At 67.8% G+C, this 19,348-nt stretch carries 15 protein-coding genes; 9 read left to right on the top strand and 6 right to left on the bottom strand.

Annotated features, from left to right (window positions below):
- Nucleotides 1-139 precede the first annotated feature (139 nt).
- From QPK32_RS10500 to QPK32_RS10515, 4 genes are all read right to left on the bottom strand, one after another.
- Nucleotides 140-1,273: an acyltransferase gene (locus QPK32_RS10500; protein WP_290412757.1), complete on the bottom strand. Its 1,134-nt coding sequence runs from the start codon at nt 1,271-1,273 to the stop codon at nt 140-142.
- A 214-nt stretch (nt 1,274-1,487) separates the two neighbouring features.
- Nucleotides 1,488-1,874: a hypothetical protein gene (locus QPK32_RS10505; protein ID WP_290412758.1), complete on the bottom strand. Its 387-nt coding sequence runs from the start codon at nt 1,872-1,874 to the stop codon at nt 1,488-1,490.
- 220 nt (nt 1,875-2,094) lie between these two features.
- Nucleotides 2,095-3,312 (bottom strand): PHA-depolymerase-like protein, encoded by a 1,218-nt coding sequence (locus QPK32_RS10510; RefSeq protein WP_290412759.1) that lies wholly within the window; start codon nt 3,310-3,312, stop codon nt 2,095-2,097.
- Nucleotides 3,313-3,484: 172 nt separating this feature from the next.
- Complete coding sequence (locus QPK32_RS10515) at nt 3,485-4,234, bottom strand: PEP-CTERM sorting domain-containing protein (RefSeq protein ID WP_290412760.1); 750 nt, start codon at nt 4,232-4,234, stop codon at nt 3,485-3,487.
- Between the two features lie 335 nt (nt 4,235-4,569).
- On the opposite strand from QPK32_RS10515, the gene QPK32_RS10520 reads away from it, so the two are divergent.
- From QPK32_RS10520 to QPK32_RS10560, 9 genes are all read left to right on the top strand, one after another.
- Nucleotides 4,570-6,015 carry a dihydrolipoyl dehydrogenase gene (locus tag QPK32_RS10520; protein ID WP_290412761.1) on the top strand — a complete coding sequence of 482 codons (1,446 nt, stop codon included), beginning with the start codon at nt 4,570-4,572 and terminating at the stop codon, nt 6,013-6,015.
- Between the two features lie 117 nt (nt 6,016-6,132).
- Entirely contained in the window at nt 6,133-8,556 is a 2,424-nt protein-coding gene (locus tag QPK32_RS10525; RefSeq protein ID WP_290412762.1) for a TonB-dependent receptor, read from the top strand.
- The gene (locus tag QPK32_RS10530) at nt 8,556-9,701 is read left to right on the top strand and encodes a glycerophosphodiester phosphodiesterase family protein (protein WP_290412763.1); all 1,146 of its coding nucleotides are present in this window, start codon (nt 8,556-8,558) and stop codon (nt 9,699-9,701) included. Before QPK32_RS10525 ends, QPK32_RS10530 begins: the two co-directional genes overlap by 1 nt.
- Nucleotides 9,702-9,835: 134 nt before the next feature.
- On the top strand, nt 9,836-10,462 hold the full coding sequence (locus tag QPK32_RS10535; protein WP_290412764.1) for an HAD hydrolase-like protein: 627 nt from the start codon (nt 9,836-9,838) through the stop codon (nt 10,460-10,462).
- 107 nt (nt 10,463-10,569) lie between these two features.
- Nucleotides 10,570-11,055 (top strand): MarR family winged helix-turn-helix transcriptional regulator, encoded by a 486-nt coding sequence (locus QPK32_RS10540; RefSeq protein ID WP_290412765.1) that lies wholly within the window; start codon nt 10,570-10,572, stop codon nt 11,053-11,055.
- Nucleotides 11,052-13,106 (top strand): FUSC family protein, encoded by a 2,055-nt coding sequence (locus QPK32_RS10545; protein ID WP_374046728.1) that lies wholly within the window; start codon nt 11,052-11,054, stop codon nt 13,104-13,106. Before QPK32_RS10540 ends, QPK32_RS10545 begins: the two co-directional genes overlap by 4 nt.
- A 14-nt stretch (nt 13,107-13,120) precedes the next feature.
- The gene (locus QPK32_RS10550) at nt 13,121-13,327 is read left to right on the top strand and encodes a DUF1656 domain-containing protein (RefSeq protein WP_290412767.1); all 207 of its coding nucleotides are present in this window, start codon (nt 13,121-13,123) and stop codon (nt 13,325-13,327) included.
- A 1-nt stretch (nt 13,328) separates the two neighbouring features.
- Entirely contained in the window at nt 13,329-14,318 is a 990-nt protein-coding gene (locus QPK32_RS10555) for an HlyD family secretion protein (protein WP_290412768.1), read from the top strand.
- Nucleotides 14,319-14,397: 79 nt separating this feature from the next.
- Complete coding sequence (locus QPK32_RS10560) at nt 14,398-15,927, top strand: efflux transporter outer membrane subunit (protein WP_290412769.1); 1,530 nt, start codon at nt 14,398-14,400, stop codon at nt 15,925-15,927.
- Nucleotides 15,928-16,108: 181 nt separating this feature from the next.
- On the opposite strand, the gene QPK32_RS10565 is transcribed toward QPK32_RS10560, so the two are convergent.
- Together QPK32_RS10565 and QPK32_RS10570 are read right to left on the bottom strand one after the other, a co-directional pair.
- Entirely contained in the window at nt 16,109-18,328 is a 2,220-nt protein-coding gene (locus QPK32_RS10565; RefSeq protein ID WP_290412770.1) for a xanthine dehydrogenase family protein molybdopterin-binding subunit, read from the bottom strand.
- Complete coding sequence (locus tag QPK32_RS10570; RefSeq protein ID WP_290412771.1) at nt 18,325-19,344, bottom strand: xanthine dehydrogenase family protein subunit M; 1,020 nt, start codon at nt 19,342-19,344, stop codon at nt 18,325-18,327. The genes QPK32_RS10565 and QPK32_RS10570 overlap by 4 nt, the downstream gene beginning before the upstream one ends.
- Between the last annotated feature and the right edge of the window lie 4 nt (nt 19,345-19,348).

Here is a 19,348-nt window from a genome sequence, read left to right on the forward strand (position 1 = left end):
TCCATGGATGACCTCGCAATCGGTTGACATTGCTCTCATATTGGGCAGCTTTAGACAGCCGCACAATGCGACAATGGGCCTACGCGGCCGAAAATGACAAAAAAAGCCAGCTCGCGGCTGGCTTGTCGTCACGGCGCGCTCAGGTTGCCTTCGCCGGCACCGCCCGCGGCCGGACGGGCCCCAGCAGGGCCGCCAGCCGGCGACCCAGCGGCGCCTCGACCCAGCGGCAGAACGCCGCGCCCGCCGCCACGCTGGCCGCCCAGGCCACGACGACGCCGGCCAACTGCCAGTGCGCCTCGTCCGGCGCAAAGCGCGTGAACGCCGCGTTCACGACCAGGCATACGGGGAAGTGCACGAGGAAGATCGAATACGAGATCTTGGCGACATAGTTCACGACCGACCAGCCAGGTTTGGCGCCGGCCTGCAGCCTGGTGCGGCCGAACAGGAACAGCACGCACATGACGATGGCCGCCACCGCGATGCGGATGCGGAAGTCGATCGTCAGCGCCAGCAGGGTCGGACCGACCGTGGCCAGCAGCAGCAGGCTCGTCGCGCCCGCGCCGCGGCGCGGATCGCTGGCCCACCAGGCCAGCACACCCAGGCCGTAGCTGCCCAGGAAGTACGGCGCCCACGCATCCCAGCCGGCGTCGCGGTTGAAATAGAACAGCGAGACGGCGGTGGCGGCCAGCACCACCAGCGGCATCAGCCAGGACGACTTGCGCTCGCCGGCCAGCAGGCCCGATACCCACAGCAGCAGCGTGAGCGAGGCGTACAGCTGGAAGTCGATCGCCACGTACCAGGCGCCGGCCGACAGCGCCTCGTAGCCCAGCACGTCGTGCAGCAGCAGCATGTGCGCGACCAGCTGCGCCAGGCTGGCCGGCGCCGAGATCGACTCGTGGTCCATCCATGTGCGCGCCAGCGCGGACGCGGCGATCGCGATCAGCATCGCGACGACGAAGGCCGGCGCCAGCTTCAGGTAGCGGCGCCAGATCGTCGCGAGCGGATGCGCGATGCCGGGCTGGCCGTGGGGAGACAGGGATTTCGCGGCGAGGAAGCCGCCGATGACGAGGAAGACCTGCACGGCGATGCGGCCGTAGGCATCGAGCCAGTCGACCGTGCCGGGCAGGAGGGGCCGCGCGACGTCGGTCATCGGGCCGTAGAACGCCAGGTGATGCAGCACGATCAGCTGGGCGGCGCCTGCCTTCAAGAGGTTAATCAGGCCAAATTGTGCGGGGACCGTTGCCGTCGGTCCGGATGCTCCTGTGGGTTTCATGGTTGTCCTGCCGGCTGTTCAAAAAGCAGCTCGGCAATAGCGGACGACCAATGTTGTCATTAATTGACGAGCAGGTCGCATGATAACGGACCCAGCCAGGCTGGGGCCGCGCGTTACATCTTGTAACTTCTATCTTTACGCTGTCTTTATGCGTCAATTTCACCAAACCTTGGAGATCCCCTCCTGCATGCCATCCCTCAGCAGATACCGCCTCCTATGCTTTTGCCGGTACGCAGGTCAAAACCGACGAAACATTTATAGCCATCACTTGGCCGATAAGAGCACCAGACTTCGCCTTTTCTACGTAGCCGCTCGCCATCTTCGGACGTACATGTCGCATCCTTGGAGTCAGGATATAGTGAATCGAAAATCTCTTTTGCGGCACCCCCTTGATCGCTATCGCCAACTTTCTCTCGTTTTTTGTCGGCGGCTGGCGCTCGCCTAGCTCCCCGGAATAGATCGAATAGGTAGCTGCCAGGGGCTTGTACTGCCACGTCCAATTTTCAGTTGCATAGGCCAACACACAGAACATGATCCCGGCCAGAAAAAAATATTTCTTCATTTCGCCCCGCTTTGATGGCGACATGAAAATGGTTGTCATGCCCCGACCACGCCTTCAGCCCCGGATGGAGCGTGACATCATTGAAGAGAATGGTCTTGACCAGCGGATGAGAAAAGAAAATACGGATGAGCGTTCCTGCCATGTGCTTGTCTCCATGTCAGATTGAACCGCCTCCTGCCGAGGAGGCGGCGACAAACTCAAGTAATCGCCCAAACCGGCCGCGAACGCCCTGCGTTGCGTCAACGACCTCGGCAAGTGCTCACGCACAGCTCCCGTACGCGTAATACCCCGCCGCCGTTTGCCTGACGTCGGTGTACGCCGTCACCAGGTAATACCCCAGATACTGGTTCGAATTGCTCGCATAGACCTGGTTGCCCGCGCCGAGGTAGGCGCGCCCCGCCGCCACGTGGGCGACGTTGCTGGCATACCAGTGGCTGCAGGTGAACGGCGCCGCCGCGTTGCCGCTCACGACGCGGTCGATCATCGTCTTGATCGCCACCATCTGGCCGCCGCTCTTGGCGGGGAAATTGACGTCGTCATGGCCCCACCAATCCCAGCAGCCGCCGGGGTTCGTCGCCGTGGCCGCCGCCTGCGGGTACAGGACGACGATCCGATTCGTATCGGCCCAGCGGTTGTAGCCGGCGTTCTGGTAGAACGCGGCGCCGACCGTCGAGGCGGCCTGCAGGCAGCCGTGGAAGGCCACGTGCAGGCGGCAGGACTGGCCGCTCGCGCAGGCCGCCGGGACGTAGGCGTAGCCGCTGTTCGCCATGCCGTGCGCCGTCGGGTTGAAATTGCCCCAGAACGCGGCCTGGTCGAAGTTGACGAAGCTGCCGGTCAGCGCGCCCGGGTTCTTCGCGTTCAGCGTCCCGTACAGCCACTTCAGGATCTCGCCGGCCGTGTCGAAGTTGCAGTTGTTGACGTAGGGGTTGCCGTTGACGGCGCAGCCGTTGCCGGAAAAATCGGTCGGGACCGCGTGCTCGGCCGCGAGGTCGCTCTTGTAGCGGATGTTCGCCGCCGGTAGGTAATTGGCATACATCGTCCTGAGGTCGTCCATCACGGGCTGGCGCACCGTCGAGTCGATGGTGCCGGACAGCAGGTAGACCTTCGATCCGGCCATGTTGGCGGTCGGGTCGATGTAGCCGTTGCCCGACCACGTGTTCACCACGGACAGCAGGTACGGCAGGTTGCGCGTCCCCGTGTTCGCCATGCAGGGGCCGACCGAGATCGCCACATTGCCCTGCGAGCAGTAGACCGGGCCGCCGGCAATGACGCCGGCGCCCTTCCTGATCGTCTTCGAATAGGCGAAATGCATCTGCGCCGCCATGTGGCCGCCGGACGAAAAGCCGGACACGGACACGTCGTCCACGCTGACGTTGTACTTCGGGAGGGCGATGACGGCGGCGGATGCGCCGGTGGCCAGGGATAGGCCGAGGATGGCGGCCGCCAGGCGGGCGGCCGCACGATGCTGGATGCGCATATTGTCTCCGTATGGTTGTTGTGTTCGTCTTTCGTGAAGACGAAGTCAACTATTAAGAGTTGACGGAGATCAGAATAATTGAGCAGCCAGCGCAATCAAGCGGCAGCGATGTGCGTGCACGATCACATCGCTGTGCGAAATTGGGCCCCTGCCTGCGCAGGGGCGACGACCGTTATGCCTTGCCGCCTTTCGCTTTGCGGCGGCGTCCCATCAGGCCGAACAGGCCCAGGCCGCCGGCCAGCATCGCGACGTTGGCCGGCTCCGGCACCGGGCTGACCGAGATGTTGTCGACGGCGACGTCGTAGGCGGTCCAGCCATAGACGTAGCCCGGTTCGAAGGTCGTGAACGCGATCTCGTCGACGCCGGCCAGCACGTCGGCGAAGGTGCGGCCCGGCGGCAGGCCCGGCTCGAGTTCGGTGCCGCCGTAGCCGCCCCAGCCGCTCGGCAGCATCGACGAGGCCGTGTCGCCGATGGTCACGGCATAGTGCTTCCAGCCCTCGTTCGCGGCGCTGATTTCACCGAGGTTGTACCAGACGCTCGTGTACGGCATGCCGCCATAGGCGTTGTCGTAGTCGCGCAGCTCGACGACCAGGTTGCGGCTCACTTCGCGGCCCTGGTACTGGATCGAATTGGCCAGCACGTCGATGCCCAGCGTGACCGCGCCATGCTTCGTGTAGTCGCCCACGAATGCGCCGTTGCTGCTGTTGAGCCAATTCAGGCCGAAGGTTTCGTAGTAGCGCGTGTGCAGCGCGGGGGCGCCGTTGCCGAGCGATGTATCGATCCAGTTGCCTTCGTTGCCGTCGTAGGCAGGTCCTGCGTACCAGCCCTCGTCTCCCTTCGAAAAGTCCGTTGTCGTGGCCGATGCGGCCGATGCAACGGACAGGCAGGCAAGTACTACCCCAGCGAGTGCTTTCTTGTTCATGGATTCCTCGTAGTATGGGTGAATGGACGCCGGCGCCGCGCTCGCGTCCTGCGAAACGACGCATCCGGCAAGCCCATGCTGCGAGCGTGCCCATCCGATGTCAAACGTGCATATGCAACGGTGTTCCATCCATTTGTCACCGAACCCGGATGAAATGTCGCCATTTGTCGCGCACGGTCGTCGGCAGTGCGCGGATGCACCGCGGCCGATGCGCCGGCGCACGGCGCGGGTGCAAAAGTCGAGACGGATGAGCAAATTGGTGCAGCTCAAAAGCATGGCATGTGTCGCCTGGCGACCACATACTGAAGACGTCGCCATTCTCTTGAAAGACACAGATGAAACACCTGACAGTCGACGTAGCCATCATCGGCGCCGGCAGCGCCGGCATGAGCGCCTACCGCGCCGCGCGCGCCCACACGGACAAGGTGGTCGTGATCGAATCCGGCCACTACGGCACCACCTGCGCGCGCGTCGGCTGCATGCCCAGCAAGCTCCTGATCGCGGCGGCCGATGCCGCCCACGCCGTCGACGGCGCCCACCGCTTCGGCGTGCTCGCGGCGCCCGCCGCCATCGACGGCCAGGCCGTGATGCGCCGCGTGCGCGGAGAACGCGACCGCTTCGTCGGCTTCGTGGTCGACGCGGTGCAAGGCTGGCCGGACGAACACCGCCTGGTGGGCCATGCGCGCTTCCTGTCGCCGCACGAACTGGAAGTGGGCGGCCACACGGTGGTGACGGCCGGACGCATCGTCATTGCCACCGGGTCCAGCCCCGCCGTGCCGGCCGGCTGGCGCGAGGCGCTCGGCGAGCGGCTGATCGTCAACGACGACGTGTTTGCCTGGGACGACCTGCCGGAGTCGGTGGCCGTGGCCGGGCCGGGCGTGATCGGCCTGGAACTGTCGATGGCGCTGGCGCGCCTGGGCGTGCGGGTGCGCCTGTTCGGGAGGAGCAGCCGCGTGGGCCCGCTCACCGACCCGGTCGTCGCCGCCAAGGCGCGCGCCATCGTCGAGTCCACGGTCGCGACGTCGCTGGACGTGGAGCGGATCGAACCGGTGCGCGACGGCGACCGCGTCAGGCTGCGCTGGCTCGAGGACGGCACCCGCCACGAAGAGGAATTCGACTTCCTGCTGGCCGCCACCGGCCGCACGCCGAACGTGAAGGGCCTGGACCTGCAGCGCGCCGGCATCGAGGTGGACGCCTTCGGCATTCCGCATGCGGACCGCCATACGCGCCGCATCGGCAAGTCGCACATCTTCATCGCGGGCGATGCCGCCGACGAACAGGCGCTGCTGCACGAAGCGGCCGACGAGGGCCGCATCGCGGGCGACAACGCGGGCCGCTATCCGGACACCATCGTGCGTCCGCGTCGCACGCCGCTGACGGTGGTGTTCAGCGATCCGCAGATCGCCATCGCGGGCGAGAGCCATGCGCAGCTGCTGCAGCGCGGGGCGGACTTCGCCTCCGGCGGCGCCAGCTTCGACGACCAGGGCCGCAGCCGCGTCATGGGCCGCAACCTGGGGCAGGTGCAGGTGTACGGCGAGCGCGGCACGGGGCGCTTCCTGGGCGCCGAGATGATCGGGCCGGACGCGGAACACATCGGCCACCTGCTGTCCTGGTCCGCGCAGCACGGCCTGACGGTGCAGCAGATGCTCGACAGCCCGTTCTACCACCCGGTCGTCGAAGAGGGCCTGCGCACGGCGCTGCGCGCGCTGAAGGAGAAGCTCGCGCTGCCGCAGCCGCCGCTGGCGGACTGCCTCGATTGCGTGGCGGCGCCTGTCGTGTAGCCCGGCGTACTGACGCAGCGTTACAACTGTCATCAAACGTTCATGAACAAGTAACAACATGGTCATTTAGGAAAGCTAATCTGCGGTCCACTTTCAACCGCCCCCTCCAGCTTCCCGATGAACCAGAACCAGACCGTTGTAACGCCCCGCTTTTCCCTGCGTCCGTCCCTGATCGCCATCGCCGCCGCCGCGCTGTGCGCCTCGCTGGCCCATGCCGAGGACAATGCCGCCACTGCCGCGCCGGCGGCCGATGCGGCCGCTGCAGCCGCACCGGCGGCGATCCAGGACACCACGCCGGCCGGCAGCATCGCCACCGTGGAGATCTCGACCCGCAAGACGCGTTCCTCGGTCGCCCTGTCCGGCGTCGAGATCCAGAAGGTGCTGCCGGGCGTGAACCCGCTCAAGGCACTGCAGGCGCTGCCCGGCGTGAGCTTCCAGACCGCCGACCCGTGGGGCAACAACGAGCAGAACCTGTCGCTGTTCGTGCACGGCTTCAACGGCCAGCAGCTCGGCTACACGATGGACGGCGTGCCGCTCGGCGACCAGCAGTACGGCAACTACAACGGCCTGGCGCCGCAGCGCGCCGTCACCAGCGAGAACGTCCGCAGCGTCGTGCTGGCCACGGGCGCCGGCGACCTCGCCACCGCGTCCACCAGCAACCTGGGCGGCACCATCGAGACCTATTCGAGCGACCCGTCCGTCAACGCCAACATCAACGTCCAGCAGACCCTCGGCAGCCACAACACGTCGCGCACCTTCGTGCGCTACGATTCGGGCAAGCTGGCCGGCGGCAACAGCTTCTACATCTCCGGCCTGCACCATGAAGCCAAGGCCTGGGACTTCGACGGCCGCCAGAGCAACGACCAGTTCAACGGCAAGTTCGTGCACGAGGGCGACAGCGGCAAGCTGACCGTGTTCGTCGACTGGTCCGACAAGACGGAGCCGAACGAGGACTCGACGCTGCACCAGGCCGGCCTGGCATCGCCGTACACCCGCCCCTTCCTGTACCCGGACTTCGCCGCCGCCCTGGCCTACCTGGACAAGAACGGCGCGCCGCCGGCTTCCGTGGGCGCCAATTTCCGCAACTACTACAGCGACGCCCAGCGCACCGACAAGCTGGCCTACGTGAAGTACGAGGCCTGGCTGACCGACAACCTTACCTGGTCGAACCAGTACTATTTCCACCACAACGACGGCGTCGGCGTCGTCGCCGGTCCCATCAACCAGGCGGGCCTGCCGGCACTGTTCAAGGTCTACCTGCCGAACCAGGACCTCAAGACCGTGTTCGGCAATTCGGGCTACGCAACCCGCACCACCGAGTACAAGATCAACCGCCAGGGCTGGCTGTCGAACCTGCGCTGGGACCTGGGCGCGCACCGCGTCCAGGCCAGCCTCTGGTTCGAGCACAACAACTCCGGCGCCTACCGCCGCTGGTACGCGCTGGACGTGAACAACCCGAGCAGCCCGTACGAGCGTCCGTCGAACCCGATCATCACCCAGTACGGCAGCGACATCGACAACAAGGTCGTGCAGTTCTCGCTGCAGGACGAGTGGAAGCTGCGTCCGGACTTCACCGTGCAGGGCGGCTTCAAGTCGAGCCTGCAGTTCGCCGAGGGCCTGTTCCCCGTGAACCAAAAACCGGAATCGATCGGCAACGGCTCCAAGGGCCTGCCGGAAGGGAAGATCGACACGAAAAAATGGTTCCTGCCGCAGATCGGCGCGCGCTGGGACGTCTCGGCCTCGAGCCAGCTGTTCGCCAACGTGCAGAAGAACATGCGCCAGTTTGTGACCTACGGCGGCGGCGGCAACTCGCCGTGGAGCCTGTCCTCGCAGGCCGCCTTCGACTACTTTAAGGCCACGGCGAAACCGGAAACCTCGCTGACCTACGAACTGGGCCTGCGCGATTCGCGCAAGCTGGACCTGGGTCCGCTGACCGCCTTCGACGGCCAGGTCTCGGTCTACCACGTGGACTTCCACGACCGCCAGCTGGCCGTCAGCTCGAACCCGATCATCACCTCGTTCGCCGGCGGCACCACGATCCTGTCGAACGTGGGCGACGTCAAGACCGACGGCGTCGACCTGGCCGGCACCTTCCACTTCGGCCGCCTGTTCTCGTTCTACGACGCGATCTCGTACAACCGCTCGAAGTACCAGGACAACTACCTGTCCGGCACCACGCTGATCCGCACCGCCGACAAGTCCGTGCCCAACTCGCCGGAGTGGATGAACAAGTTCGTCGCCACCCTCAAGCCGGGCGCCGACCTCGAGGTGCAGCTGACCGGCGACTACGTCGGCAAGCGCTACGCCACCTATACCAACGACCTGGAAGTCTCGAGCTACTTCCTGATGGGCTTGAGCGTCAATGGTAAGCTGCCGGTCGGGAATACCTTCCTGAAGAACCTGCGCTGGTCGGTCGGCGTGACGAACCTGCTGGACCGCGAAGGCGTGCTGCAGCCGGTCGTGGGCCAGCCGAGCGGCAGCTACGCCACCTACCCGATCCCGCCGCGCATGGGCTTCCTGACCTTGAAAGCGGACATCTGATGCGTACCATCATCCTGCCGGCGCTCTCTCGCCGGCGCTTGCTGCAGGGCGCCGCCGCCGGCGCCGCGCTGGCCGCGCTGCCGGGCCTGGCCCAGGTCCAGGCATCCCGCCTGGATCCGAAGGCCAAGGCCACGCTGTACGCCCACCGCGGCGCCAGCGCCCTGCGCCCCGAGCACACGCTGGCGTCCTATGCCAAGGCCATCGAGGACGGCGCCGACTTCGTCGAGCCGGACCTGGTGTGTACGAAGGACGGCATCCTGCTGGCGCGCCACGAGAACGCGATCACGGACACGACGGACGTCGCCCGGCGCTCCGAATTCGCATCGCGCAAGAACCGCAAGATCATCGACGGCGAAGCGCATGACGGCTGGTTCGTGTCCGACTTCACGCTGGCCGAACTGAAGACGCTGCGCGCCGTCGAGCGCCTGCCGAAGCTGCGCGGCACCGGCTACCACGGCCAGTTCCAGCTGGTGACCTTCGAGGAAGTCATCGACTTCGTCGCCGCCGAGGCGGCCGCGCGCGGACGCACCATCGGCATCATCCCGGAACTGAAGCACTCGACCTGGTTCGCCAGCGCCAGCCTGCCCCTGGAAGAACGCTTCGTGGCGACGCTGAAGGCGCACGAGTACACGCGGCGCGCGCCCGTCACCGTGCAGTCGTTCGAGACGGCCAACCTGAAGGCATTGCGCCGCGCGATCGGCAAGGCCGACGGCACCAATGTCCGCCTGGCCCAGCTGGTGGTGGCGGGCGGCCAGTACGACAAGCTGCGTCCGGCCGACGTGGCCGTCGCGGGCGGCTCGCTCACCTACGGCGAGATGGTGTCCGCGCGCGGCCTGCGCGACATGGCGCAGTACGCCGACGTGGTGGCGCCGATCACCCGCGCCGTCATCCCGGTCGGCAAGGACGAACGCCTGCTGGCCCCGACCTCGCTGGTGGCGGATGCGCACAAGGCGGGCCTGCCGGTCGTCGTCTGGACCTTCCGTCCCGAGAACGCCTTCCTGGCGGCCGACTTCCGCAACGACGCCGGCCCGAACGCCCGCAACGAGGCGGGTTCGGTCGCCGAGATCCGCCGCTATCTCGAGACCGGCATCGACGGCCTGTTCTCGGACGACACGGCGCTGGCGCGCAAGGCGATCGACGGCTGATCCAGGTCGACCGGCTTACAATACGTCGTCCCTGCGCAGGCGAGGACCCAATTTTGCAGGCATTATCGCTATGCATGAAAACTTGGGGTCCCTGCCTGCGCAGGGACGACGTGTTCAATGACCAGGCCTCGCCAATGACCTACCGCCTCGCCATCTTCGACTTCGACGGCACGCTGGCCGACTCCTTTCCCTTCTTCCTCAGCGTCTTCAACACGATCGCCGACCGCCACGGTTTCAAGCGCATCGACATCGCCAACTCCGCCCACCTGCGCCACCTGGGCACGCGCCAGATGATGGACCATGTCGGCATGCCAGCCTGGAAGCTGCCGCTGGCGTCCAGGAGCTTCATCGCGATGATGAAGGACGGCGCCGACGGCATTCCCCTGTTCGACGGCATCGCCGACGCGCTGCGCCACCTGCACGGGAAAGGCGTACGCCTGGCCGTGGTCTCGTCCAATTCCGAACACAACGTGCGCACCGTGCTGGGCCCCGAGCTGGCGGGGCTGGTCGAGCGCTTCGAATGCGGCATGTCGGTCTTCGGCAAGGCCAGCCGCATCCGCGCCGTCCTGAAGGACTGCGGGATCGCCGCCACGGACGCCATCTATGTCGGCGACCAGGGCACGGATGCCGATGCCGCCGAAAAGGCCGGCGTCGGCTTCGGGGCCGTGCACTGGGGCTACGCCGCCATCGAGGCCCTGCGCGGGCATGCCTGCGTCACCGAATTCGCCGCGCCGGCCGACCTGCACAGGATTGCCTTGTAATAACTTTTACATTTCTCCCCGCGGGCTCGCTTGAGCGCAATTACTTCGCATGCTAAACTTTCGCATATAAACAGTGCCCAAGCGAATATTTACATAGCAAAGTTCCCATGCCGCTCACCGACCAGACCCTCAGCAGCCTGACGGCCGCGCTGTCCAACAGCGCCCGCGCCTACCGTGCCGCCGCCGACAAGGTGGCTTCCGACTTCGGCCTGTCGCAGGCGACCGGCCTGCCCGTGCTGGTGATCAGCCGTTTCGGCGAGAGCGGCGTGCGTCCCGGCGTGCTGGCCGACACGCTGAGCCTGGAAGCATCGTCGCTGGTGCGCATCGTCGACCAGCTGATCGAGTCGAAGCTGGTCGAGCGCCATGACGACCCGCAGGACCGCCGCGCCAAAATCCTGCGCCTGACGGAAGAAGGCCTGAAGACGGCCGCCCTGATGGACCAGGCGCTGACCCCGTTCCGCCGTACCCTGTTCGGCGCCTTCGATCCGGCCGACGTGGAAGGCTGCGTGCGCGTGCTGACCGGCCTGCCGGCCGCCATCGCCGCCCTGCAGGACCAGGCGCAGTCACAGGCAAACGACAGCAAGCCGGCATGAAGCTCGTGTCGCGCTCGGAGATACTCTTCTCCGTGAAGTCATTCGCGGCAGCGATGCTCTCGGTATACATATCGATGCGCATCGGCCTGCCGCGACCGTTCTGGGCGATGATGACCGCCTACATCGTGTCCGCCCCGTTCGCCGGTCCGACCCGTTCCAAGGGCCTGTACCGCGCGGGCGGCACGGTCCTGGGCGGCATCGCCGTCACCTTCCTCGTGCCCCAGCTCTCCAATTCGCCCGAGCTGCTGTCGCTGGCCCTGGCGTTGTGGATCGGCGGCTGCCTGTTCGTGTCGCTGCTGGACCGCACGCCGCGCTCGTACCTGCTGATGCTGGCCGGGTACACGGCCGGCCTGATCGCCTTCCCGGCCGTGAACGAGCCGGGCGCGATCTTCGACATCGCCCTCGCCCGCGTCGAGGAGATCGTGCTGGGCATCACCTGCGCGACCCTGGTGCACAGCCTGGTGCTGCCGCAGCCGTTCGCGCCCGTGCTGCTGGCGCGCCTGGACGGCGCGGTGCGCGACGCGCAGCTCTGGATCCACGATGCGCTCAACCCGGCCGGCGACGCGCGCAGCCCCGCCGACCGCCGCAAGCTGGCCGGCGACATCACCGAGCTGCGCCTGATGAGCACCCACCTTCCTTTCGACACCTCGCACCTGCGCTGGACCGGCAACGCCGTCAATGCGCTGCAGGCGCGCCTGGCGCAGTTCGTGCCGGTCGTCTCGGGCATCGAAGACCGCCTGGCGGCCCTGCGCGACATGGGCGCCTACGCCGTGTCGGCACACTGGGATGCGCTGCTCAAGGACGTCGTCGCCCTGACCGACACCCCGAAGAGCCACGACATCGCGGCCGACGGCGCGCGCCTGCACGAGCGCATCGACGAGCTGGCGCCGCCGGTCTCGCGCGCCCTGAGCTGGAGCGGCCTGGTCGAACTGAACCTGGCGGCGCGCCTGCGCCGGCTGGTCGACCTGCTGGTCGAGACCCGCACGCTGCGCCAGCGCATCGACGCCGGCGTGCACGGCCGCCTGCCGCGCGAAGTGCGCCACCAGGCCGGCATTCCCGTCAGCGCGCTGCACCTGGACTACGGCATGGCCGCGCTGTCGGCGTTCGCGGCCATCGTCGCGGTGCTGATCTGCTGCGCCTTCTGGATCCTGACCGGCTGGCCGGGCGGCGCCACCGCGCCGATGATGTGCGCCGTGCTGTGCTGCTTCTTCTCGACCCAGGACGACCCGGTCCCGTTCATCAAGAGCTTCCTGGCCTGGACCATCTATTCGATCCCGGCGTCGGCTGTGTACCTGCTGGTGCTGCTGCCCGCGATCCACGGTTTCGAGATGCTGGTGCTGGTGTGCGCGCCGATGTTCCTGGTGCTGGGCGTGCTGCTGGCGCGGCCGGCCACCTTCGGGCGCGCCATGCCCTTCCTGTTCGGCATTTGCGGCACGCTGGCCATGATCGACACCCACAACGCCGACATGGTGACCTTCACCAACAGCATGCTGTCGCAAGTGTTCGGCCTGACCATGGCCGCCGTCACGACCCGCGTGGTGCGCAGCGTGGGCGCCGCCTGGACCGCGCGCCGCCTGCTCAAGGCCGGCTGGAACGAGCTGGCGCGCCTGGGCGGCGGCGAGAAGACCACGCTGCCGGAATTCTCGGCGCGCATGATCGACCGCGTCGGCCAGCTGGCGCCGCGCCTGGCGCAGGCGGCGCGCGCCAATCCCGAATCGCTGCAGGACCTGCAGGCGCGCGACGCGCTGCGCGACCTGCGCATCGGCCTGAACATGACGCTGCTGCAGAACGTGCGCGCCCAGCTGGGACGCGGCGAGGCGGCCCTCGGCCCCCTGATGACGCAGCTGTCGCGCCACTTCGCGCACATGCCGTCCGTCGACGAGGAAGGCGAGACGCGCCTGCTCGACGCGCTCGACAATGCCCTGCGCGCGATCTGCGACGGCACCCGCGACGCATTCCAGCGCGAGGCGCTCGCGGCCCTCACGGGCATGCGCCGCGACCTGTTCCCGAAGGCGGCGCCGTACCAGCCTGCCGCCATGTCCGCAATCTGACCCAAGGAGATCCGATGATCGGCGAAGTCAGCATCTATGGCCTCTACCTTCCTCCGCTCCTGCTGCTCACGCTGGCGGCGCTGGTGGTATCGCGCCTGTTCAACCTGGTCCTGGCCAAAACCGGTTTCTACCGGCTGGTCTGGCACCCGGCCCTGTTCGATTTTTCATTGTTCGTCATCGTGCTCGGCGCGCTGACCTATTTCACACGCAACTGGTCCTGACATGGCTACGAAAAATTTTCTTCCGGCGATCGGCCGGGTGGGTATCACTGTGCTGGTGGCCGCCGGCGCGGTCTATGCAGGTTGGCAGCTGTGGCGCCACTACGAGGTCGAACCGTGGACCCGCGACGGCCGCGTCAAGGCCTATGTGGTGCAGGTGGCGCCGGACGTGACCGGGCAGGTGACCAAGGTGTACGTGCACGACAACCAGCGCGTCGAAGCCGGCGCACCGCTGTTCGACATCGACCGCGCCCGCTTCGAACTGGCCCTGCGCCAGAGCGAAGCCCAGGTGACGGCGGCCGAGGCGGCGCTGGCCCAGGCGCTGCGCGAGAACAAGCGTAACACCCAGCTGGACGACCTGGTGTCGCAGGAAACCCGCGAACAGGGCCAGACCCGCAGCGACCAGGCGCGCGCCGCGCTGGCCCAGGCCATCGTCAACCGCGACACGGCGAAACTGAATTTGGAGCGCACCCGCGTCGTCTCCGCCGTCGGCGGCACCGTGACGAACCTCGACCTGCGGGAAGGCGCCTACGCCACCGCGTCGCATCCGGTGATGGCGGTGGTCGACAGCGGCTCGTTCTACGTCGAAGGCTACTTCGAAGAGACCAAGCTGCCCGGCATCCAGCTCGGCGACCGCGTCGACGTCACCCTGATGGGTACCCGCCAGCCGATCAAGGGCCGCGTGGAGAGCTTTGCCGAAGGCATCGCCGACCGCGACCGCAGCACCGGCGCCAACATGCTGCCGAACGTGAACCCGACCTTCAACTGGGTGCGTCTGGCCCAGCGCATCCCCGTGCGCATCGCCCTCGATCCGGTGCCGGCCAACGTGCGCCTCGTCGCCGGCCAGACCGCCACCGTCAAGGTGCTGGCCGGTTCGGCCGCCGCGCCTGCGGCCGCTCCTGCTCCTGCTCCCGCGGCGCCGGCCGCGCCGGCCGCGCCGGCCGCTGCCAAGCCGGCCGCCGTCGCCAGCGTCGCCACCGCTACCACGCATTGATAACGACACGTCGCAGGTTGGGCACCACGTGCCCACCACGCGCCCGACGGGCGCCACGCGACCACACCGAGCAACCATCATGAACCGCATCCGTTCCACCGCCCAGAAAGTCCTGACGCTCACCGCCCTTGCCGCGGCGGTGGCCGCCTGCACCACGGTCGGCCCCGACTACCACGTGCCGAAGGAAGCCGTCGTCCAGCGCGACGCCGCCAAGGCGCCGTTCATGGGCGCGGCCGAGAAGTCCTATTCGTCCGAACCGCTGCCGGCCGACTGGTGGCGCCTGTACCAGGATCCGCTGCTCGACAAGCTGGTGGCCAAGGCCTTCGCGGCCAACGCCGACCTGCGCGTGGCCGCCGCCAACCTGCAGCGCGCGCACGGCGTGCTCGAGGAAGTCGAGGAAAAGAAGCGTCCCGAAGTCGAGATGGGCGTCGCGCCCATCTACGGCCGCATCGCCGGCGCCTCGATCGGCGTGCCCGAGCAGATTCCGCGCGGGGGCCTGTACGACGGCGACATCAAGATCTCGTACCAGGCCGACATGTGGGGCCGCATCCGCCGCGCCGTCGAAGCGGCCGAAGCGGACCAGGAAGCCGCGCAGGCCGCCGCCGACCTGGCCCACGTGATGGTCGCCGCCGACACCACGCGCGCCTATGCCGACGCCTGCTCGGCCGGCTACCAGCTGAAGGTGGCGCAGGAGTCGGTGGACCTGCAGCAGCGCTTCGTCAAGCTGACCCTTGAACGCGTGCAGCGCGGCCGCGGCATCGCCATCGACAACAGCCGCGCCCAGGCCCAGCTCGACCAGCTGCGCGCCAACCTGCCGCCGCTGGAAGCGCGCCGCCGCACGGCCCTGTACCGCCTGGCCGTGCTGACCGGCGAAGTGCCGAGCCAGTTCCCGGCCGAGGTGGCGCAGTGCGCGACGCCGCCGCGCGTGGCCAGCGCCGTGCCCGTCGGCGACGGCGCCGCCCTGCTGCGCCGCCGTCCGGACGTGCGCCAGGCCGAGCGCCTGCTGGCCGGCGCCACAGCGCGCATCGGCGTGGCCACGGCCGAGCTGTACCCGAACATCAGCCTCGGCGCCTCGTTCGGCGGCGTGGGTTTCATGAAGGACTTCGGCGATGCCAATACCTGGAAATTCAGCCTGGGCCCGCTGATCTCGTGGAGCCTGCCGTCGACCAGCTCGGCGCGCTCGCACATCGCCCAGGCCGAGGCCAACACGGCCGGCGCCTTGGCCCGCTTCGACTCGGTGGTGCTGAACGCGCTGCGCGAGACGGAAAGCGCGCTGACCGTCTACGCCCGCGAACTGGACCGCAACGCCGCCCTGCGCGCCGCCCGCGACCAGAGCGCCCTGGCCGCGCGCCAGACCGCCAAGCTGTACCAGTTCGGTCGCACCGACTTCCTGTCGGCGCTGGACGCGGACCGCACGCTGGCCAACTCGGAAAACGTGCTGGCGGCATCGGACGCGCAGCTGGCGATGGACCAGGTGCAGCTGTTCCTGGCGCTGGGCGGCGGGTGGGAGAACACGCACCAGGCGCATGGCGAGGGGCATGAGGGCAAGCAGGAGGGGAAGGAAGAACACGTGGCGCAGGCGCAGCACAACAATAAGCCAGCACATTGAACCGTCGTTCCCGGCATTGCCGGAAACGACTTCCCGCGCAGGGTAAAACAGTCCAGTGGACTGTTTTACCCCATACTGAAGCACAGAATTCAGTACATGGGAGACACCTCGGTATTTCCGACATACCGACTTCGGTGGCTCAGCATGGATTCCCGCCTGCGCGGGAACGACGGCAAACTATCTACAGCACCTTGTCGAGCGTAATCGGCAAGTCCCTCACCCGCTTCCCGGTCGCGTGGAACACCGCGTTCGCGATCGCCGCGCCCACCCCCGTGATGCCGATCTCGCCGATGCCCTTCGCGCCCAGCGGGTTCACGTGCGGGTCGTCCTCGTCGACGATCTGCACGTCGATGTCGCGCACGTCGGCATTGGTCGGCACGTGGTACTCGGCCAGGTTGCCGTTCACGGCGCGCCCCTCCCTGCCGTCGATCAGCGTTTCCTCGAACAGCGCCAGGCTGATGCCCCAGACGATGCCGCCCATCAGCTGGCTGTAGCCCGTCTTTTCGTTCATCAGCTTGCCGACCCCGTAGGCGCCGACGACGCGCGGCACGCGGATCTCGCCCAGGTCCTCGTCCACCTCCACCTCGACGAACACGGCGCCGAACGCATGCATCGAGTACTTCTGCTTTTCGTCGCCCGGCTCCGCCTTGGCCGTGACCTCCACCGGTGCGCCGTGGCGCGCCACGATGTCGGCCATGCGCTCGCGCCGCGCCGTGTCCCCGATCAGGTACAGCTCCGCGCCGTCGGCGCCGCCATCGACGCCGACCTGGTCGGGCGTGGCCCCGAACAGGGGCGAGGCCTCGTCGGCGGCCGCGATGCCGATCAGCTTCAGGCGCAGCGCATGGCCGGCCGCCTGCACCGCCGGCGCCACGCTGGCCACCGTCGTCGAGCCGCCGGACACGGGGGCTTCCGGCATCTGCGAGTTGCCCAGCTCGAAGCGCACGCGCTCGACGGGCATGCCCAGGGCATCGGCCGCGACCTGGGTCATCACGGTATAGGTGCCCGTGCCCAGGTCCTGCGTCCCGGAGCGGAACAGCGCACTGCCGTCCGGGTGCAGCGTGGCCGAGCACTCGGCCGGCGAGCGGTTGGTCGGGTAGGTGGCCGTCGCCATGCCCCAGCCCACCAGCTTGCCGTCGCGCCGCATCGAGCGCGGCTGCGGATCGCGGTCGCGCCAGCCGAAGCGCTCGGCGCCGATCTCGTAGCACTGGCGCAGCGACTTGCTGGACCACGGCAGTTCCTTGCCGGGATCGCGCTCCGTGTAATTCTTGAGGCGCAGCTCGAGCGGATCCATGTGCAGTTCATGCGCCAGCTCGTCCATCGCCGACTCCAGCGCGAACGAACCGGATGCCTCGCCCGGCGCGCGCATGAAGGTCGGCGTGCCCAGGTTCATGCGCGCCAGGCGGTGCGTGGTCGCCTGGTTCGGGCTTTCGTACATCATGCGCGTGACCAGGCCGCAGGGCTCGATCCAGTTTTCCAGCACCGACGTGTAGGCGACCGTGTCGTGGCGCGATGCCATCAACCTGCCGTCGTCCATGGCGCCCAGCTGCATGCGCTGGTCGGTAACGGGACGCTGGCCGACGGGGCCGAACATCTGGTTGCGGTCCAGCGACAGCTTGACGGGACGGCCGACCTGCTTCGCCGCCATCGCCGCCAGCACCACGTGCGACCACACGGAGCCCTTCGAACCGAAGCCGCCGCCCACGTAGGGGCAGATCGCCGTGACGTTTTCCGGCGGGATGCCGAAGATGCTGGAGACGATGCGCTGCACGCCCTTCATGTACTGGGTCGAGTCGTGCAGCGTGAGGCGGTCGCCATCCCACTGGGCGATCGTCGCGTGCGTCTCCAGCGGGTTATGGTTCTCGACGGGCGTCGTGTAGGTGGCGTCCAGGCGCGTGCCGGCCGCCTGCATGCCCGTGTCGACGTCGCCGCGTTGCGTGTCGGCGTCCTCCGTCAGCACTTTTTCGGGCGGATAGGTCGACTGCTTCGCCTGCTCGAAATCCAGCACGGCGGGTTTCCGCTCGTACTCGACGACGAGGCGTGCCCCCGCCTCGCGCGCCCGTTCATACGTATCGGCCACGACGACGGCGATCGGCTGGTTGTTGTAATAGACCTCGTCTTCCTGCAGGAGCGTCAGGCGGCGGCCGATCGGCGGCTGGATCTTGCCGTCCTTGGTCTCTTGCGGCAGGCGCGGGGCGTTCTGCGGCGTCATCACCAGCAGCACGCCGGGCACCTCGCGCGCGGCGCTGTCGTCGATGCGCAGCACGCGGCCTGCGGGAATCGTGCTCGTGACGAGCACGGCGTGCACGAGGCCCTCGACGGGATGCTCGGCCGAGTACAGGGCGGCGCCGCTGACCTTGGCCCAGGCGTCGACGCGGTTGATGGGGGTGCCGATCGTCGTCATGCCATGCCTCCCTTCATGCCGGTTGCGATCCCGGTTGCAATACCCAAGGCCCGCGCCACCGCGCGCGGCGCCAGCGCCACCTTGAATGCGTTGTGCGGATATGGCCGGGCGCCGGCGACGGCCGCCTCGCCGATGCGCGCCAGCGCCGCGTCGTCGAGCGCGTCCAGCGCCTGGCCGCGCAGCAGGTTCTCGGCCTCGACGGCGCGCCACGGTTTATGGGCCACGCCGCCCAGCACGATGCGCGCGTCGCGCACCGTGTCGCCGTCGAGGTCGACGGCCGCCGCCACCGACACCAGCGCGAACGCATAGCTGGCGCGGTCGCGCACCTTCAGGTAGTGCGAATGCCGGGCGAACGGCGACGGCGGCAGCTGCACCGCCACGATCAGTTCACCCGGCTGGATCACGGTATCGTCCTGGGGACGGTCTTCCGGCAGGCGGTGGAAGTCGTGGATCGAGACCTGGCGCGCGCCGTCCGGGCCCTGCAGGTGGACGACGGCATCGAGCGCCGCCAGCGCCACGCTCATGTCCGACGGGTTGGTGGCGATGCAGTGCTCGCTCGCGCCCAGGATCGCGTGGATGCGCTGGTGGCCGTCGATGGCGTCGCAGCCCGAGCCCGGTTCGCGCTTGTTGCAGCGCTTGAAGGCGGGGTCGGTGAAGTAATAGCAGCGCGTGCGCTGCAGCAGGTTGCCGCCGACGGTGGCCATGTTGCGCAGCTGGGTCGAGGCGCCGTTGAGCAGCGCTTCGGACAGCAGCCGGTAGCGCCGCCGCACCAGCGGGTGGTTGGCGGCCGCCGTATTGCTGGCCATGGCGCCGATGGAGAGGCCGCCGTCCGGCAGTTCCTCGATGGCCGACAGGGCCAGGCGGCTGACGTCGACGAGGCGCAGCGGCCGTTCGATGCCGCTCTTGTACAGGTCCAGCAGGTTCGTGCCCCCGCCGATGAACTTGGCGCCGGGCTGGCGCGCCAGCTCGATCGCATGGTCGACGTCGCGCGCGCGGTCGTAGGAAAGCGATTGCATGGTG

The sequence above is a fragment of the Massilia sp. YIM B02763 genome (assembly GCF_030412015.1).
GTDB lineage: Bacteria > Pseudomonadota > Gammaproteobacteria > Burkholderiales > Burkholderiaceae_D > Telluria.

Bases quoted from the DNA above. Each gene is read 5' to 3' on its own strand.
- QPK32_RS10560 (WP_290412769.1), top strand. From the start codon at position 14,398: ATGAACCGCATCCGTTCCACCGCCCAGAAAGTCCTGACGCTCACCGCC.
- QPK32_RS10570 (WP_290412771.1), bottom strand. From the start codon at position 19,344: ATGCAATCGCTTTCCTACGACCGCGCGCGCGACGTCGACCATGCGATC.
- QPK32_RS10510 (WP_290412759.1), bottom strand. From the start codon at position 3,312: ATGCGCATCCAGCATCGTGCGGCCGCCCGCCTGGCGGCCGCCATCCTC.
- QPK32_RS10500 (WP_290412757.1), bottom strand. From the start codon at position 1,273: ATGAAACCCACAGGAGCATCCGGACCGACGGCAACGGTCCCCGCACAA.
- QPK32_RS10525 (WP_290412762.1), top strand. From the start codon at position 6,133: ATGAACCAGAACCAGACCGTTGTAACGCCCCGCTTTTCCCTGCGTCCG.
- QPK32_RS10565 (WP_290412770.1), bottom strand. From the start codon at position 18,328: ATGACGACGATCGGCACCCCCATCAACCGCGTCGACGCCTGGGCCAAG.
- QPK32_RS10520 (WP_290412761.1), top strand. From the start codon at position 4,570: ATGAAACACCTGACAGTCGACGTAGCCATCATCGGCGCCGGCAGCGCC.
- QPK32_RS10550 (WP_290412767.1), top strand. From the start codon at position 13,121: ATGATCGGCGAAGTCAGCATCTATGGCCTCTACCTTCCTCCGCTCCTG.
- QPK32_RS10535 (WP_290412764.1), top strand. From the start codon at position 9,836: ATGACCTACCGCCTCGCCATCTTCGACTTCGACGGCACGCTGGCCGAC.
- QPK32_RS10530 (WP_290412763.1), top strand. From the start codon at position 8,556: ATGCGTACCATCATCCTGCCGGCGCTCTCTCGCCGGCGCTTGCTGCAG.
- QPK32_RS10515 (WP_290412760.1), bottom strand. From the start codon at position 4,234: ATGAACAAGAAAGCACTCGCTGGGGTAGTACTTGCCTGCCTGTCCGTT.
- QPK32_RS10545 (WP_374046728.1), top strand. From the start codon at position 11,052: ATGAAGCTCGTGTCGCGCTCGGAGATACTCTTCTCCGTGAAGTCATTC.
- QPK32_RS10505 (WP_290412758.1), bottom strand. From the start codon at position 1,874: ATGACAACCATTTTCATGTCGCCATCAAAGCGGGGCGAAATGAAGAAA.
- QPK32_RS10540 (WP_290412765.1), top strand. From the start codon at position 10,570: ATGCCGCTCACCGACCAGACCCTCAGCAGCCTGACGGCCGCGCTGTCC.
- QPK32_RS10555 (WP_290412768.1), top strand. From the start codon at position 13,329: ATGGCTACGAAAAATTTTCTTCCGGCGATCGGCCGGGTGGGTATCACT.